This is a genomic window from Streptomyces sp. CA-294286 (assembly GCF_050947155.1).
GTDB lineage: Bacteria > Actinomycetota > Actinomycetes > Streptomycetales > Streptomycetaceae > Streptomyces.
On record NZ_CP192004.1, the window covers coordinates 943,856 to 959,465 of the forward strand.

Genomic DNA, 15,610 nt, shown 5'->3' on the forward strand with positions numbered 1-15,610 from the left:
CCCTCCGGCCCCGTCTCCTTGCTCCTTGAACACGCAAAGGGAGCACCGTTCAGCGTGAGGAGGGCGGCGCTGATCCGGATCTTCCGTGTGCTGGTCCGTGGGACCTGGTCTACCTTGGCTCAATGAGGGCAATGGGAAGACCGCGGTCGCGGCCCCTGGAGGGGCGGGTGGCCGTCGTGACCGGAGCCGCACGGGGTGTGGGCGAGGCCGTGGCCAGAGGGCTGGCGGAGCGGGGTGCCGTGGTGGCGCTGCTCGGGCACAACGCACCGGCGCTTGAGCGCGTCGCGAAGTCGTTGCCCGTGCGGGCCGGCTGGTGGGAGGTCGATGTCACCGACGACGCCGCCATGGAGCGGGCTGCCGCCCGGGTGCGCAGCCAGCTGGGCCCGCCGTCGGTGGTCGTCGCCAACGCCGGGATCGCAGAGGGAGGACCCTTCGCCGAGTCCGACCCCACGACATGGCGACGCGTGATCGAGGTGAACCTGGTCGGCAGCTCGATCACTGCCCGCTCCTTCCTGCCCGATCTGCGGACGACCCACGGTTACTACCTGCAGATCGCGTCCCTGGCCTCGATGGGCGCCTCGCCGATGATGAGTGCCTACTGCGCGTCCAAGGCCGGAGTCGAATCGTTCGCCCACGCCCTGCAGGCGGAAGTCGCCCACCAGGGCGTCGGGGTGGGGGTCGCGTACCTGAACTGGACCGACACCGACATGATCCGCGACGCCGACAAGCACACAGTTCTGAGGGAACTGAGGGCCCACATGCCCGCACCCGCGCGCAAGGTCTATCCCGTGCGGGAGGTCGCCGACCGGCTGGTCCGCGCCGTCGAACGACGCTCCCCGGCGGTCTACGCCCCGGTCTGGCTCAGGGCGGTCCAGCCCGTACGAGCGGTTCTGCCGCCACTGGTGACCCGCCTCTCCCGTACCGAACTGCCACGCATCGGCAAGCACCACACTTTCGACGCGACCGGACTGCTGGGAGGCGGCGGCCACGACGACACAGCGCCCGGCCCCGGCGCCAGACCAGGCTGAAACGCCTGCCGGACCCGGGAGGGCCGCCCAGCGGTCTGCCCCTGCCGGCCGGCTCCTGTCGGGAGCGCCCCGGTCCCTGGCGATGCCTTGCCCGTCGTCCCGGCAGGACGGTCCATTCGCGGGACCGTCGGCGAGACACCCTCCTTGAGCTGCCACCGCCGGCGCACCCGGTGGCGTTGAACATCCGAGGTCGGGAAGCCCGACGCATCGTGGATGCACGATGGTGTGCGGCGCGTACGACCCTTCCCTTCACTCGATGTCCGGTTACCGTCCTGTCCGGATACGTTCGAGGCGCCTGGGGAAAGGAGCACAGCCTGAGGATGCACGAGGTACGTGAGAGTGCGGCGGAGGCCCTGCGGCGGGTGAAGCGGCTTCGGGACCCATTGGTCGTACAGGCGCTGCGGTCGGCCGCCGCGGCGTCGATCGCCTATGTGATCGCGGTGCGGCTGACCCCAGACAAGTCGGCGGCGCCGCTCACCGCGCCCCTCACCGCGCTGCTCGTCGTCCAGGTCACCCTGTACGCGACGCTCAAGATGAGCTTCCGCAGGGTCAACGCCGTGGTGGCCGGTGTCCTGGTGGCCATCGCCTTCAGCCAGCTGGTCGGCCTGAGCTGGTGGAGTCTGGCGCTGTTGATCGTCGCGGCGCTGGGCGTCGGACACCTGGTGCGGGCGCACGAGTTCGTGGCCGAGGTGGCGATCAGCGCGATGCTGGTGCTCGGCGTGACCTCGCACGGGGCCCTGGCATGGGCGCGGGTCGTGGAGACGCTGATCGGTGCGATCGTCGGTCTCGCCTTCAACCTCGTGCTCGCGCCTCCGGTGTGGGTGGAGCAGGCGGGCGAGTCGATCGAGAGGCTGGCCCGGCGGGTGCGGCAGCTGATGCTGCGGATGGGCGAGGAGGCCGCGGGCAGCACGGCGTTCCACGAGGCGGCGGCCCGGCTGCACGAGGCCCGCCGCCTCGACCACGAGATCGGCGAGGTGGACGAGGACCTGCGGCAGGCCGAGGACAGTCTGCGGCTCAATCCCCGCGTGCGCGAGGGGCTGCTGCACCGGGTGGTGCTGCGCTCCGGTCTGGACACGCTGGAGATCTGCACGGTGGTCATGCGGGTGCTCGCCCGCACTCTCACCGACCTCGCGAAGGAACGGGAACCCGAGCCACTGTTCCCGCCCGAGACGGGCGCCACGATCGAGCAGCTCCTGTCCGAGATCGCCGACGCCGTGGTCAGCTTCGCGGTGCTGGTCACCACGAGCGCCAGCGAGGACGCCGAGTCCGCGGAGGAGCGCCTCTCCGCCGAGCTGCGGCAGGCCGCGGTCACCCGGGACAAGCTGGCCGTGCTGCTCCTCGACGACGTCCGGCGCGACCCTCGGCAATGGCAGTTGCAGGGCGCGGTGCTGAGCGAGGTCAACCGCATCATCGACGAGATGGACACCGAGCACCGTTCTCGTCGGCTCATGGAGGAACTGGACCGGCATACGCGTGAACAGCGCGAACGCATGCCACGGCTGACCGAACTCCGCGACGGGGCACGGTCGCGACTGCGGAAGCGGAACCGCGGCGGTGCCGCGCGGCGTTCTCACTGAGGACGACGGACGACGGACGCCGGGCGATGGACACCGGACGCCGGATACCGGGCGACGGACGCCGACCCGACCGGGTGACGACCGGGACGGCCGGAGGGCCACCGCGCGACGAACGACAGCCGCAACAGGGGGAGTGGGCATGACCGAAGTGAGCGTGCGGATCGACGGGAACCGGCTGTTGCTGCCGGGCGGTGCGTCGGTGCGCTTCATCCGCACCCTGCGGCTGCCCGAGACGGGTACCCATCCGCTGCCGCCGGGGCTCGGCGAGTTCCCGGTCCGCCGGGTCGCCGACCACGCGGACACCGTGCCCGAGGAGTGGCGGGCGCGCGGCGGTGTGATGCTGCCGGTGTACCTGCGCGAGGCCATGTGGCTGAGTTTCTCCGGCACCAGGGAGCCGGCCGCGCTCCAGGTCGGGGTCGGCAAGGTGTGCGCGGTCTCGGGCAAGCCATGGCGGGACCGGCTCTCGCGCGATCCGCAGAACTACGTCGTGCTGCCCCGCCAGCCCTGGCTGGACGGCATCAACTCCGGGACGGGCACGGTCCGCCAGTTCGTCGCCGTGCCGCTCGGGCTGGGGGCGACGGTCGAGGGCCAGGTCACCGGTGAGGAGGTCTGGGGCGGGGTCCAGCTCCAGGCTTTCACGCTGAATGACGCCGAGCGAGCGCGCTGGCGGGAGGAGGAACGGTGCCGTGCCGAACTCGCGCGCCGAGCGGCGGGGCCGGGCGGGGCCTACGGCGCGCCGATGGCGATGGCCGCCCCGGCCGCGCCCGGTGCGGCCCCGGCGGCACCGAGTGCGGCCCGGGGCCGGCCGGCACCGGCCATGGGACTCGGCGTCGGGGGCACCATGCGCCAGGAGGTCTATCGCGACGAGCGGCCGCTGACGGACTGGGCCGAGCAACCGGAGGGCCGGGTCTTCGTGCACCTGGTGACGCCGCCGCAGTGGCACCGCATCACCGGCGAGGCGCCGCCGCCCTCGCCGGTGGACCGGGCCGCGTACACGCGGGCGGGCCTGCCCTGGTACGACTACTACGATCAGGACGCCCACGACCTGAAGCCCACCCAATCGCTCCAGGACGTCAAGCCGGCCGGCGACTGGATCGGGGACGACCACGAGCCGTGGCAGGCGCCGGCACCGCAGCAGGTCCGGCCGCTCAAGGACGCACGGGGCGAGCCGGTGGAGGACGGGGACTGGTAGACGAGGGGCCGCGCTCGCCGTCCCATACGGCCGAAGTCCACGGGGAACGGCTTCGTAGGGCGTCCTCGGTCGCCGTCGGCGGTGCGTCGACGTAGGGCGAGCCCGCTGCCGTCGGCCACTGACGTCTACGGCCGCGGGCAGCGGGGTACGGCTTCGTAGGGCGTCTTCGGTCGCCGTCGACGGTGCGTCGACGTACGGCGAGCCCGTTGCCGTCGGCCACCGACGTCGTCCTCGGCGCGCCGTACCCGCGCCAACGTCCCACCAGGGGCCGTGTCACGGCATCGGCATGCGGTGGCTCCGCACAGCACCGGATGCCGGGCGTCACCGGCTTCGCCCCCTCGGCGTGCTCGACGCAACGGCGGAGCAGCTGCCTGCCCCCGGCCGCTCCGCCTCACCGCCTGGTACGACCATGGCGCAGACGCGCAGACGCGCAGACGCGCAGACGCGCAGACGCGCAGACGCGCAGACGCGAAGACGCGAAGACGCGAAGACGAAGTCAGATGGGCAGTGGCTCAGGTGGTGCCGACCGGTCCGCCGGGGGCGAGCCGCCGTCCGTTCCCCGGAGCGTCTCGCCTGCCTCGACGTCACAGCCGGTGAAAAAACTTCGCCCCGCGTGTGTGGGACTGCGGATCACGGGACATCCGATGCTGCGACGGCACGATTCCGCACAAGTCGATCACCGCGAGCGGTGGGCGTTCGCGTCTTCGCCAGGTGCGGCGCAAGCTGGAAACAGCGGATTCGAGAAAGGAACAGCACCGATGGGTGACACCCCGCAGGACCCGACGACCAAGCACCCGCAGCCGGACTTCGCGCAGCAGGACCAGGAGCCGCCGGGCCGGACGGGTTCGATGGATCCGCGCCCGGACCACGGCGAGGACTCCTACCGGGGCAGCGGACTCCTGCACAACCGGGCGGCGGTCGTGACCGGTGGAGACTCCGGCATCGGCCGGGCTGTCGCTCTGGCCTACGCACGCGAGGGCGCGGACGTCCTCTTCACCTACTTGCCCGCCGAGGCGGAGGACGCCAAGGAGACGGTTCGCCTCGTCGAGGAAGCCGGGCGACGCGGTCTGGCCGTGCCGTGCGACATCCGGGACGAGGACCAGTGCCGTCGCCTCGTCGAGCGGGCCGTCGCGGAGTTCGGACGAATCGATGTACTGGTCAACAACGCGGCGTACCAGATGTCCCAGCCCGAAGGCATCCAGGACATCAGCACGGAGCAGTTCGACCGGGTGGTGCGCACGAATCTGTACGGCATGTTCTGGCTGTGCAAGATGGCTGTGCCGCACATTCCCTCCGGCGGATCCATCATCAACACCACCTCGGTACAGGCCTACCAGCCCAGCCCGCACCTGCTCGACTACGCCATGACCAAGGGCGCCATCGTCACGTTCACCAAGGGACTGGCGCAGATGCTGGTCGAGGACGGCATCCGGGTCAACGCCGTGGCTCCCGGGCCGGTGTGGACGCCGCTGATTCCGGCCACGCTGCCGGACACCGAGGAATTCGGCAAGCAGGCCCCGATGGGCCGCCCTGCCCAGCCCGCCGAGATGGCACCCGCGTACGTGTTCCTGGCGTCGGAGCACGCGAGCTTCATCACCGCGGAGATCATGAACGCCACCGGAGGCACGCCGCTCCCTTGATCCGGCGGGACAGTCGGCACGTGCACCGGTGCGGGGGGAGGGGTGGCGTCGGCCCAGACGTCGAGCAGCGGATCGGGCGGGGCAGGACAGGACACCCGCCAGGGGGCATCCGTCGATGGATGCGCGGGCACGCATCCCCGCAACCTGGTGGCCGCCTCCGCGCGGGAGACCCCGTACCTCGCGACTCCGGACGAGCACGGACCGAGAACACGCCCGCGGGCAGTGGGCCGGGTCGGCTCCGGGCGCGTTCTTTCGGGACCGTTGCGCGTACCGGCAGCATACGGACGCGGACCTGTTCTTTCCGCGCCCCCGGAAGGCCGCGCCCGCCGGGCGGCGCAGAGTGCCGTGCAAGGGGCCGAGGGACCGGCCCCTGTGAGATCGTGAACGTCGGCGGACGTGTGGGCGGAGGTGGAGGGTGACGGATTCGGGTTCGGGCGCGCGTGCTCCCGGGGGCGGCGGGCCCTCGGGGTCGCCCGTGCAGCGGGCCCTGCGGCGGGCTCTGGCCGAGGGCGGTGACGCGCAGTACGTGCCTGCCCGGTTGTGCCAGGTGTGTGTGGACCACCTGCCGGTGAGCGGTGCCTCCATCTCCTTGCACGGAGGCCGCACGAGCCGGATGACCTGGTGGTCGAGCAACGCGGTGGCCGGACGGCTCGCGGAGGCGCAGTACACCTTGGGCGACGGCCCCTGCCAGCGGGCCACGGACCTGGCCGCCCCGGTGCTCGCCAGTGACCTGAGCACCGGGCCCGACGCGCGGCGCTGGCCGCTCTTCGCCCGGCAGGCCGTCGAGATGGGTGTACGGGCGGTGTTCTCGTTCCCCCTGGGAGCGGAGACGGCGGTCGCCGGCACGCTGGACCTCTACCGGGCCGTACCGGGTGACATGGACGTGGAGGACGTGAGCAACGCGTTGCTGGCGGCGGACGCCATCATGTTCGCTCTGCTGAACCTCCAGGCGTCGGTCCTCCCCGACGGCGCGGACTCCTGGCTCAAGCACGCCGAGGACAACCGTGACGAGGTCCAGCAGGCGACTGGCATGATCATGTTCTATCTGGACACGGACCCGCAGCAGGCCCTGGCCCGGTTGCGGGCGCATGCCTTCGTCCACGACCAGAGTGTCAGCGAGGCCGCGCGCGACGTGATCGAGCGGAAGGTGACCTTCGATGCGTAGCCGACGGGATGTGCTGCGTACGCCGCGGAAGACGCACATCCAGCACGAGCACCCCCTCTTCTCGGGCACGTTCGAGGAGGTCGGGGCCGCAGCACGAACCAGGAGCCCGGCGCCCGTCGGCCTTGCCGGCAAGGACAGAGACGGTGAACTCGCATGATCAGCCGCGAACAGCACATCGCCCAGGCGTTCGTCAGCCTCGCCGACAGCCTTGCCCACGACGTCGACCCGACCGTGCTCCTGGACCGCCTCGCCGCCCACTGCGTGGCTCTCACGGGCGCGGACGCCGCCGGAATCATGATGGTCGACGCACGCGGAAGCCTGCGCACCATGGCGGTTTCCGACGACCGGGCCGCCCTGCTGGAACTGCTGCAGGCGCAGAGCGGAGAGGGCCCCTGCATCGACGTCTGGCGGGAACAGCACCGTCTCGACGCTCCCGACCTCGCGGGCCGGGAGTCCCAGTGGCCGAATTTCGTACCGCGCGCCCGTGCGCTGGGCTTCCACGGGGCCCACGGGCTGCCCCTGCGTGTGAACGGGCACGGTGTCGGCGCGCTCAACCTGTTGTGCGAACGCCCCGGAACGCTCACCGACAGCGAACTCGGCCTGATGCAGGCGTTCGCGGACGTCACCGCCGTGGCCGTCGTCCGCTGGGAGGCCGACCCCTCCAGGCCACGCGACGTGCTGACCCGCGTACAGGCCGCGGTGTCCGCCAAGGCGGCCGTCGAAACGGCCAAGGGCTTGCTCGCCGCGGCCGCCGACATCTCGGTGCAGGAGGCGGACGCAGCCCTGCACCACTACAGCCGCGTGCACGACCTGCGGCCCTCGGAGACCGCGCGGCTGCTCATCCGTCGTACGCTCCACCCCCGCGAAGTGATGGCGGCCCACAGCACTGCTCCGTGACCGGACGCGTCGGCCGTATTGCTCCGTGGTGATGTCCTGGATGCCTTCGGGCGGGGCATCCGGTACGCCGCGTCGGCCGTGCTGCTCCGCGACCGGCCGCGTCGGCCGCGCGGGGCGGGTGCGGCCCGGTGGCCGCGGCGCCGACCGGTCCCTGCCGCCGCACGTCACGGGCGTGGCTGCGGGCCGTCCGTCGACGGCGGCCCGCCACCGATTTTGGTGACGAGCTCCGTGCACAGCGCGTGCAGTTTGACGTTCCTGTTCTGCGACGCCGCCCGGAGGACGGCACACGCCTCGTCGGCCGTGCAACGCCGCTGCCCCATGATCACGCCAATGGCCTGGTCGATGACCGCCCGCGTGACCAGGGCCGTCCGCAGGTCGGCGGCGAACTCCTGGGCATCGGCGGTGCGCTGGGCGAGCGCCAGCGCGCCGGTCGCCTGAGAGGCCAGATCCCGCAGCATCACCAGATCGGCGTCCGCGAAGGCGTCCTCCTTCGCGGAGTAGAGGTTGAGCGCGCCCGCCGTGTCGCTGTGCGCGGCGATCGGCAGGGAAAGCGACGAGTGGGTCCCGCTGGCCAGGGCGTACGCGGGATAGCCACCCCACCGCTGCTCGGTGAGCATGTCGGGGACGCTCACTTCCCGGCCGGTGCGCAGAGCGGTCAGACACGGGCCGTCGTCCTGCCCGTACTGCTTCTCGTCCAGCCGCGCCGCGCTGGTGCCGGCACTCGCCACGGTCAGCGGGCGGCCTCCTCGCTCCAGGGTGATCCCGCAGCCGTCCGAAGCCGGTGTGTGCGCCGCGGCGCGCTGCGCCAGCGAGAGCAGGAACCCGTCCAGGCTGTCGGTCTCCAGGAGCAGTTCCATCAGGTCCGGGGTCTGCGGCCCGGGTGCCTCCTCTGTCATGTCGGTCCCACCCGGGCCGGTGAGGGCCCTGTCCGAGGGAGGACGTCCGCGCTGCGCCGGAAGGCCGCCGTTGTCCACGTACCCCCACTCTGCCACCCGGGACTGCTCCGCGGGACGACGGGCGGAGCGGGGCGCCGCGGCGGATGCCCCGTACGGGCGGTCGGGGATCCGAGCCCAGGAAGCGGGAATGTCCCGGAAACGGCGTTGATTGGCTCGGCTCCTCGTTCCGGAGGCGTGAGAGCGGGTACGAGATACCGGAGGAAAAATCTCACCGATGTGAAGCGGTGGGAGGAAGGAGAAATGCGGTGAGACCGCAGAGCACGAGCACGTACGACATCATGCGTGACCCGTCCGAGGAGGGTGCACGGTCCGCATCGCAGCCCCCGGCCGACGAGGGTGCACGGACCGCACCGCAGCCCCCGGCCGACGAGCCGACGTGGTCGCCGCTGTCCTCGAAGTCCTCCGCAGAGCTGAGGGAGGAGATCGAGGGTCTCCGGCGGGCGCTGGAAACGCACCCGGTGATCGACACGGCGCGCGGCATCCTGATGGCGTCGGCCCCGTGCTCCCGGGGGCAGGCGTGGCACGTGCTGGTGGAGGTGTCCCAGCACACCGGCGTCGCCCTGCACACCGTCGCCCAACGTCTCGTCGACGGTGTGCAGGGCCCTGCGCCCTCGCGCCCGATCCGGGACGCGCTGGACCAGGCCCTCAGCCGTGTCCGCCAGACGGCCGGAACGCCGGAATAGCCGGGGCGTTGGGGTACGACGGAACGTCCGAACAGCCGAGGGTGTGGGGTACGGGTGCCCGGCTGCGGGTATCCGGGTGCGCATGATGAAACGCGCACTGTGGCAAGGACTGCTCGCCGGAACGGCGGGCGCGGTGGTGATGACGGCCGGGGAGAAGCTGGAGCAGCACTTGACCGGTCGGCCCGACTCGCACGTACCGGCCAGGGTCCTGGAAAGGCTGACGGGCATGGACGAGCGCCCCGGCAAGCAGCCGCTCGCCCGCAACTGGGCCATGCACTACGGGCAGGCCGCCGTGTTGGGCGTACTGCGGTCGGCGATGGCGCAGGCGGGGCTCCGCGGCCCGCTCTCGTCCGCGAAGTTCGCCGTGGTCCGCCTCACCAACGATCAGCTCCTGGAGAACGCCACCGGCGTCGGCGCTCCGCCCCAGACCTGGCCGCGCAGGGAACTGGCGGTCGACCTGCTGCACAAGGCGGCCTACGCCTTCGCCACCGGCTTCGTCGCCGATCGTCTGGCCGCGCGCGACGGTGCCGGACCCGGACAGCACCATGCGGCGCTCCGGCCCGGTCGGCAAAGCGGGGTGGGCCCGGTGCCACGGGCGGACGCGTTCACCCGCTGACCGCGTCGGGCCTGCTGTCGCGGATGCCGGACGTCGTTGTCCTGACAGCAGGCCCTGTGGGCCCCGAGGGAGAGTCTCGTGTGCCCGGTCACGGAATTCCGATGACCGGCGTACGATCACCACGTGCGAGCGGCGACCTCACCCCGGCGGAGGTCCGGCGGGGTGCCGAGTGCCCCGCCGGACGGTGATCACCGCAGTGCGACGAGGAGAACGGTGCTGCAGCACAGGGCGAGCGCCGTGACGAGCAGGGCTACGCAACGGCACAGCAACTGTTGCCGCAGGGCCTGGTAGCGGGCGGTGTACTCCTCCCGCAGCTCCGCCTGGCGTGCGTGGACGGCGGCCAGTGCTTGCCTGGTCGTGGCGAGACGGTCCCGGGCGTACTGCCGGGCCACCTCCTCGTGCTGGGCGGTGGTCAGCCAGGGCAGGCGTCCCGCGAAGTCCTCGCCCTGCGACCGGGCCCGTTGGATTTCTGCCTGGCCCAGAAGGTACCCCTCCAGTCGGCTGATGCCCGCCGCCGTCTCGCGGTCGCTCTGCTCGCGGTCCCGCATCCTCACTTCTCTTTCCCGCCGAACGTCGTGCCGATGTTGTCGTCCGGTTCCAGGACGTCGCGCTGACCGGTGAAACGGGCCTGGTCGAGGGCGGTGATTTCGGGGTGGTGCAGGTCGAAGGCGGGGGATTCGGAGCGGATCCTGGGCAGGGTGGTGAAGTTGTGGCGCGGCGGCGGGCAGGAGGTGGCCCATTCCAGGGAGCGGCCGTATCCCCAGGGGTCGTCGGCTTCGATGCGCTCGCCGTACTTCGCCGTCTTCCACACGTTGTAGAGGAACGGCAGGGTGGACAGACCGAGCAGGAAGGAGCCGATGGTGGAGAGCGTGTTGAGGGCGGTGAAGCCGTCGGCCGCGAGGTAGTCGGCATAGCGGCGCGGCATGCCTTCGGCGCCGAGCCAGTGCTGGACCAGGAAGGTCAGGTGGAAGCCGGCGAAGAGCGTCCAGAAATGGATCTTGCCGAGTCGCTCGTCGAGCATCGTGCCGGTCATCTTGGGCCACCAGAAGTGGAATCCGGCGAACATCGCGAAGACGATCGTGCCGAACAGCACGTAGTGGAAGTGCGCCACCACGAAGTAGGAGTCCGTGACGTGGAAGTCCAGCGGCGGCGAGCCCAGGATGACGCCGGTCAGCCCGCCGAACAGGAACGTCACCAGGAACCCGACCGCCCACAGCATGGGCGTCTCGAAACTGATGGACCCCTTCCACATGGTGCCGATCCAGTTGAAGAACTTCACCCCGGTCGGCACCGCGATCAGGTACGTCATGAAGGAGAAGAACGGCAGCAGGACCGCTCCGGTGGCGAACATGTGGTGAGCCCACACCGTCACCGAAAGCCCCGTGATCGCGATGGTGGCGCCCACCAGTCCCACGTAGCCGAAGATGGGTTTCCGTGAGAACACCGGGAGGATCTCGGTGACCACGCCGAAGAACGGCAGCGCCAGGATGTAGACCTCCGGGTGTCCGAAGAACCAGAACAGGTGCTGCCAGAGCAGGCTTCCGCCGTTCTCCGGAGCGAAGACGTGCGAGCCGAAACGCCGGTCCGATTCCAGTACGAGCAGGGCCGCGGCCAGCACCGGAAAGGCCAGCAGGACGAGCACCGAAGTGAGCAGCACGTTCCAGGTGAAGATCGGCATCCGGAACATCGTCATGCCAGGAGCGCGCATGCAGATGATGGTGGTGATGAAGTTGACGGCGCCCAGGATGGTGCCGAAGCCGGACAGGGCCAGGCCCATGATCCACATGTCGGCGCCGACGCTGGGCGAGCGCTCCTGCCCGCTGAGCGGGGTGTAGGCGGTCCAGCCGAAGTCGGCGGTTCCGTTGCTGGTGAACATCCCGGCCACGACGATCAGGCCGCCGAACAGGAACAGCCAGTAGGAGAGCATGTTCAGCCGCGGAAACGCCACATCGGGCGAGCCGATCTGCAACGGCATGATGGCGTTGGCGAACCCGGCGAACGTCGGGGTGGCGAACAGCAGCAGCATCACCGTGCCGTGCATGGTGAACGACTGGTTGTACTGCTCGTTGGAGATCAGCTGAATTCCGGGACGGGCGAGTTCGGCCCGCATCAGAAGGGCCAGCGCCCCGCCGAAGAGGAAGAACGTGAAGGAGGTGATCAGGTACAGGTGGCCGATCTTCTTGTGATCGGTGGTGGTCAGCCAGTTGATGACCACCGCGCCCAGACCGCGGCCCTTCACCGGAACGGGCGCGGTGTTCTCGGTCTCGGTTTGCAAGGTCATACGTATTCCCAGCGCGAGTACGAACGAAGCGGCAGCGGAGTACCCTGCCGCCACGCCCACAAACGCGACCTGAGGAAACGTCACCGGCATGGCCGACGCGTGCTTTTCGGCAATGCCGGGTCCCGCAACGGCGCCCGAGTGCGCGGGGTGGTGGAAGCGGCCTCTCGCCCGCCCGCAAGGACCGTGCGACCGCGTGTTGCGGTCGGCGTTACGCCACCCGGCTTTCCGTACACCCGTCTGCCTGGTCATGGGAGCGCATTCCGGCGGGCGGGCGAAGCATGGGCAGTCGGTGCCCTCCGCGGAAGCGGATTGGGATGAGGTTGCGGGGGTACTCCGGCTTTCTGTCCGTAGACCGACCTTTGAGGAGTGCGGCGTGTCCTTCAATCCGCTTGAGCAGCGCGGAATTCCACTGGACCGGCAGTTGCGCAACTGGCGTGAACTGAACGTGAAGCCGATCGACCCGGACCACTGTGACCCGTACACCCGGTGCCGCATCATCACGATGAACGGCATCGAGGTCGAGGCGATCATGTTCAGTCACCAGCTCGCCCGGCACACCAAGGACCCGGAGGTGAAGAGGCTTCTGGCCCGGACCCGCTACATCGAGGCACAGCAGCAGAAGGTGGTCAACTGGCTGCTGCCGGGCGTCTCGTCGGTGCTGGAGACGACGATCGCCTACGAGCAGGTGGCGGTCGACCTGACGGCGTGGGTGGCGCGGATGGAGCCGGACCCGTACCTGAAGCAGGCGTACCAGTTCGGTGTGCTGGAGGACTTCGACCACCTGTACCGGTACGCGAACCTGTACGAGATGATCGAACACCGCAAGGCCGACGCGATCGTCGACGGCCTCACCGAAGTGATGCCGGGCCGCCCGACGCGCTTCCACCACCGCAACCCCGTCGACAACGTGCGGGACCCGTACGTGAAGGACGAGACGAACCCGCTCTCGAAGCTGCACGCACTGACGATCATGTCGGCGGAGCAGCAGACGATGAACTTCTACATGAACACCGGCCCCACCTACATGGAGCCGATCGCCCGCCAGCTCTACCAGGAGATCGGGCTCATCGAGGAGGAACACGTCACCCACTACGAGTCGCTGGTCGACCCGGGCGAGACGTGGTGGGAGCAGCTGGTCAACCACGAGTACAACGAGTGCTACCTCTACCACTCCTTCATGGAGCAGGAGAGCGACCCGAGGGTGAAGGCCATCTGGGAGCTCCACCTCAACATGGAGCTGGAACACCTCCACGTCGCCTGCGACCTGATGCGCCGCCACGACGGCCGCGACCCCGAGTCCGTCCTCGCGCCCGAGCTGCCGAACGTGCTCACCTTCGAGCCCAACAAGGCCTATCTGCGGGAACTGCTGGACACGCAGATGGACCTCACCACGCTCGGCGCGGGCTACGTGCGGGACGCGCACGAGCGGTTCGAGAAGATGCAGGAGGACATCCACGGTGGCGAGGCGCCCCCCAGCGACCGGGTCATCGTCGAGCACGACGCGATGTTCGGCCGCGAGTACCGGGTCGAGACCGAGGGCGAGCACCCCGACCCCTCGCAGCGGGAGAAGGGCGGTGCCGGGGCATGAGCGACCTCCGGACCCCCCACGCCGGGGACGACCACGCTCCCGACACCGATGTCGTGTCCCTGCTGATGCGCCAGCACGGTGACATCCGCAACCTCTTCGACGAGGTCGAGGCCACCAAGGGAGACGAGCGCCGCAACGCGTTCCGTCGGCTGGTGCGCCTGCTGGCCGTGCACGAGACGGCCGAGGAGGAGGTCGTCCATCCCTTCACCCGGCAGAACCTGGCAGGCGGCGGGCAGGTCGCCGACGACCGGCTGGCGGAGGAGAAGGCGGCCAAGGAGACGCTGGCGGCCCTCGACGACCTGGACACGGACGACCCGAAATTCATGCCGCAGCTGCTGAAGCTGCGCGCGGAAGTGCAGGCGCACGCCCGGGCCGAGGAACGCTACGAGTTCACCCACATCCGGCGCAGCACCGACGTCACCCACCTGGCTGCGATGGCCAAGGCCGTCAAGGCGGCAGAGGCGGTGGCTCCCACCCGCCCCCACCCGGGAGTCGAGTCGGCAGCGGCCAACATGGCGCTGGGACCCGTCGCCGCACTGATGGACCGCACCAAGGACGCTGTTCGCCAGGCCATGGGCAAGGACGGCTGAACCGCGTGACGAAGACGGCCCGCCCTCCGGGGCGGGCCGTCCGCGCGAACACGGGCGACGCGAAGCGAGAGCGGAAACAAGGAGGGAAACACGTGATGATCGGCGAGACTCTGGTCCGCGAGTTGCTGGACTCGGCGGACGACTGTGCCCTCGTCCTGCTGGAAGGCCGCGCCAGGGTGGCCGGACCAGCCGCCCTGGACGGCGACGACCTCCGTGGGGCGGTGGTGGTGCTGACCCGGGCGGACCTGGTGGACCGACTGGGCACCACGCGTCCCACCGCGCAGGACCTCGCCCTGATGGCGGCGTCGTTGGACGACGCGGTCGGCAAGCTCGGCGGCTGAGGACGCTGGACGATCGGGTGGGCCGCCCCTCGCGCCGGGACGGGCGTCGCTCGTGCGGACGGGTGACTGCCGGCTTGGCGATGTCCCCGGCTCGGCCGCCCCACCGTGGTGCGGCACCCGTGCGGGGTGGGGTCGCCGTTCACCTCGCGGGGCGGTCCTCCGCGTCACGGCGGCAGGCGACGCACCACCGGGTGTGCGGCACGGCGAGGAGCCGCTCGGGGTCGATGGCGGCGCCGCAGGTCGCGCAGAGTCCGAACGTGCCCTCGTCCAAGCGGTGCAGGGCAGCCGTCGTGCGGGCGAGTTGCCGGCGCGCTTCTTCGGCGCGGCCGTGTTCCTCCGCGAGGGCGGCGCGGGTCGAGGCGGCGTCCGCCGCGTCGAGGTCGCAGTCGGCCCGGAGATCCGCCATCACTGCCTCGGCGGAGGCCGCGCGTCGCCGGAACACCTCGGCCTGCGCGGCGAGTTGCTCATGCAGTTCCTGCGACCCGAGGTCATCCGGCACGACGCTCTCCTCACATCCGTACCGCGTGCGTGCGTACATGCGGTGACTCCCTGGGGTCAGAACCCGTTGTGTCGGCACACCGGGCCCCAGCTTCCCGGCAGGCTGGTGATCACCTCGTTGGCCTCGGCGATGACCGACGGCTCGATCCAGCCCAGCGGTACGACCTCGTTGACCAGCGGCTCGTTGTCCGGGCCCCTGCCCGTCTCGACACCGCGCAGCACCCAGGGGCGCGTGAACGCCCCTTTGAGGCGTGGCAGGTGCGAGTAGTCGTAGAGCCGTCGCGCCACCCAGACGTGCACGGGCCGCTCGCCCCACCAGTCGGCGACGTCGAGGGAATTGACCGACAGTCCGGGCAGGGGCACGCCGGTGAGGTCGTCCCTGCTGGAGACCGAGCCCAGGTCCGGCGAGGGGCCGCGCGACCAGCGCACGTACAGGCCCCGGTCGCCGCTCACCAACTGCGTCAAGTCGGCCAGCGTGGCAAAGACGGTCATCTCCGCGTCGCTCATGAGTCCTCGGTCGTCGGCCGCTGTGGGCGCCAGGTGTCGGTGTCTTCCGGG

General features: G+C 70.5%; 16 protein-coding genes. 11 read left to right on the forward strand and 5 right to left on the reverse strand.

The features are described 5' to 3' along the window. The first annotated feature begins 131 nt into the window (after positions 1–131). From ACQPZG_RS04105 to ACQPZG_RS04130, 6 genes are all read left to right on the forward strand, one after another. A complete protein-coding gene (locus ACQPZG_RS04105) occupies positions 132–1,028 on the forward strand; it encodes an SDR family oxidoreductase (RefSeq protein WP_433544640.1) in 897 nt (298 codons plus the stop codon). A 320-nt stretch (positions 1,029–1,348) separates the two neighbouring features. After that, positions 1,349–2,605, forward strand: coding sequence for an FUSC family protein (locus ACQPZG_RS04110; RefSeq protein ID WP_433544369.1), 1,257 nt, complete (start codon positions 1,349–1,351; stop codon positions 2,603–2,605). A 139-nt stretch (positions 2,606–2,744) separates the two neighbouring features. Beyond that, a complete protein-coding gene (locus tag ACQPZG_RS04115; protein WP_433544370.1) occupies positions 2,745–3,797 on the forward strand; it encodes a hypothetical protein in 1,053 nt (350 codons plus the stop codon). A 758-nt stretch (positions 3,798–4,555) separates the two neighbouring features. Continuing rightward, entirely contained in the window at positions 4,556–5,437 is an 882-nt protein-coding gene (locus ACQPZG_RS04120) for an SDR family oxidoreductase (RefSeq protein WP_433544371.1), read from the forward strand. 613 nt (positions 5,438–6,050) lie between these two features. After that, positions 6,051–6,602 carry a GAF and ANTAR domain-containing protein gene (locus tag ACQPZG_RS04125; protein ID WP_433544372.1) on the forward strand — a complete coding sequence of 184 codons (552 nt, stop codon included), beginning with the start codon at positions 6,051–6,053 and terminating at the stop codon, positions 6,600–6,602. A gap of 153 nt (positions 6,603–6,755) precedes the next feature. Further along, positions 6,756–7,499, forward strand: a complete 744-nt coding sequence (locus ACQPZG_RS04130) for a GAF domain-containing protein (protein ID WP_433544373.1) — start codon at positions 6,756–6,758, stop codon at positions 7,497–7,499. A gap of 164 nt (positions 7,500–7,663) precedes the next feature. On the opposite strand, the gene ACQPZG_RS04135 is transcribed toward ACQPZG_RS04130, so the two are convergent. Then, entirely contained in the window at positions 7,664–8,395 is a 732-nt protein-coding gene (locus ACQPZG_RS04135; RefSeq protein WP_433544374.1) for an ANTAR domain-containing protein, read from the reverse strand. 305 nt (positions 8,396–8,700) lie between these two features. Between ACQPZG_RS04135 and ACQPZG_RS04140 the strand changes: the two genes are divergently transcribed. Beyond that, the gene (locus tag ACQPZG_RS04140; RefSeq protein WP_433544375.1) at positions 8,701–9,138 is read left to right on the forward strand and encodes an ANTAR domain-containing protein; all 438 of its coding nucleotides are present in this window, start codon (positions 8,701–8,703) and stop codon (positions 9,136–9,138) included. An 82-nt stretch (positions 9,139–9,220) separates the two neighbouring features. Further along, a complete protein-coding gene (locus ACQPZG_RS04145) occupies positions 9,221–9,754 on the forward strand; it encodes a hypothetical protein (protein ID WP_433544376.1) in 534 nt (177 codons plus the stop codon). A 188-nt stretch (positions 9,755–9,942) separates the two neighbouring features. Here ACQPZG_RS04145 and ACQPZG_RS04150 read toward each other — a convergent pair whose 3' ends face one another. Both ACQPZG_RS04150 and ctaD read right to left on the reverse strand, forming a co-directional pair. Beyond that, positions 9,943–10,302, reverse strand: coding sequence for a hypothetical protein (locus ACQPZG_RS04150; protein WP_433544377.1), 360 nt, complete (start codon positions 10,300–10,302; stop codon positions 9,943–9,945). A gap of 2 nt (positions 10,303–10,304) precedes the next feature. After that, positions 10,305–12,035, reverse strand: coding sequence for an aa3-type cytochrome oxidase subunit I (ctaD, locus tag ACQPZG_RS04155; protein ID WP_433544378.1), 1,731 nt, complete (start codon positions 12,033–12,035; stop codon positions 10,305–10,307). Between the two features lie 373 nt (positions 12,036–12,408). Here ctaD and ACQPZG_RS04160 point away from each other — a divergent pair, with 373 nt between their 5' ends. The 3 genes from ACQPZG_RS04160 to ACQPZG_RS04170 all read left to right on the forward strand — a co-directional run bounded on the left by ACQPZG_RS04160 (position 12,409) and on the right by ACQPZG_RS04170 (position 14,554). Continuing rightward, on the forward strand, positions 12,409–13,623 hold the full coding sequence (locus ACQPZG_RS04160) for a hypothetical protein (protein ID WP_433544379.1): 1,215 nt from the start codon (positions 12,409–12,411) through the stop codon (positions 13,621–13,623). Continuing rightward, positions 13,620–14,213: a hemerythrin domain-containing protein gene (locus tag ACQPZG_RS04165; protein ID WP_433544380.1), complete on the forward strand. Its 594-nt coding sequence runs from the start codon at positions 13,620–13,622 to the stop codon at positions 14,211–14,213. Before ACQPZG_RS04160 ends, ACQPZG_RS04165 begins: the two co-directional genes overlap by 4 nt. Before the next feature lie 95 nt (positions 14,214–14,308). Continuing rightward, on the forward strand, positions 14,309–14,554 hold the full coding sequence (locus tag ACQPZG_RS04170) for a hypothetical protein (protein ID WP_433544381.1): 246 nt from the start codon (positions 14,309–14,311) through the stop codon (positions 14,552–14,554). A 139-nt stretch (positions 14,555–14,693) separates the two neighbouring features. Here ACQPZG_RS04170 and ACQPZG_RS04175 read toward each other — a convergent pair whose 3' ends face one another. Together ACQPZG_RS04175 and ACQPZG_RS04180 are read right to left on the reverse strand one after the other, a co-directional pair. Beyond that, the gene (locus ACQPZG_RS04175; protein ID WP_433544382.1) at positions 14,694–15,092 is read right to left on the reverse strand and encodes a TraR/DksA family transcriptional regulator; all 399 of its coding nucleotides are present in this window, start codon (positions 15,090–15,092) and stop codon (positions 14,694–14,696) included. 17 nt (positions 15,093–15,109) lie between these two features. Beyond that, entirely contained in the window at positions 15,110–15,559 is a 450-nt protein-coding gene (locus tag ACQPZG_RS04180) for a DUF6098 family protein (protein WP_433544383.1), read from the reverse strand. Positions 15,560–15,610: the final 51 nt, after the last annotated feature.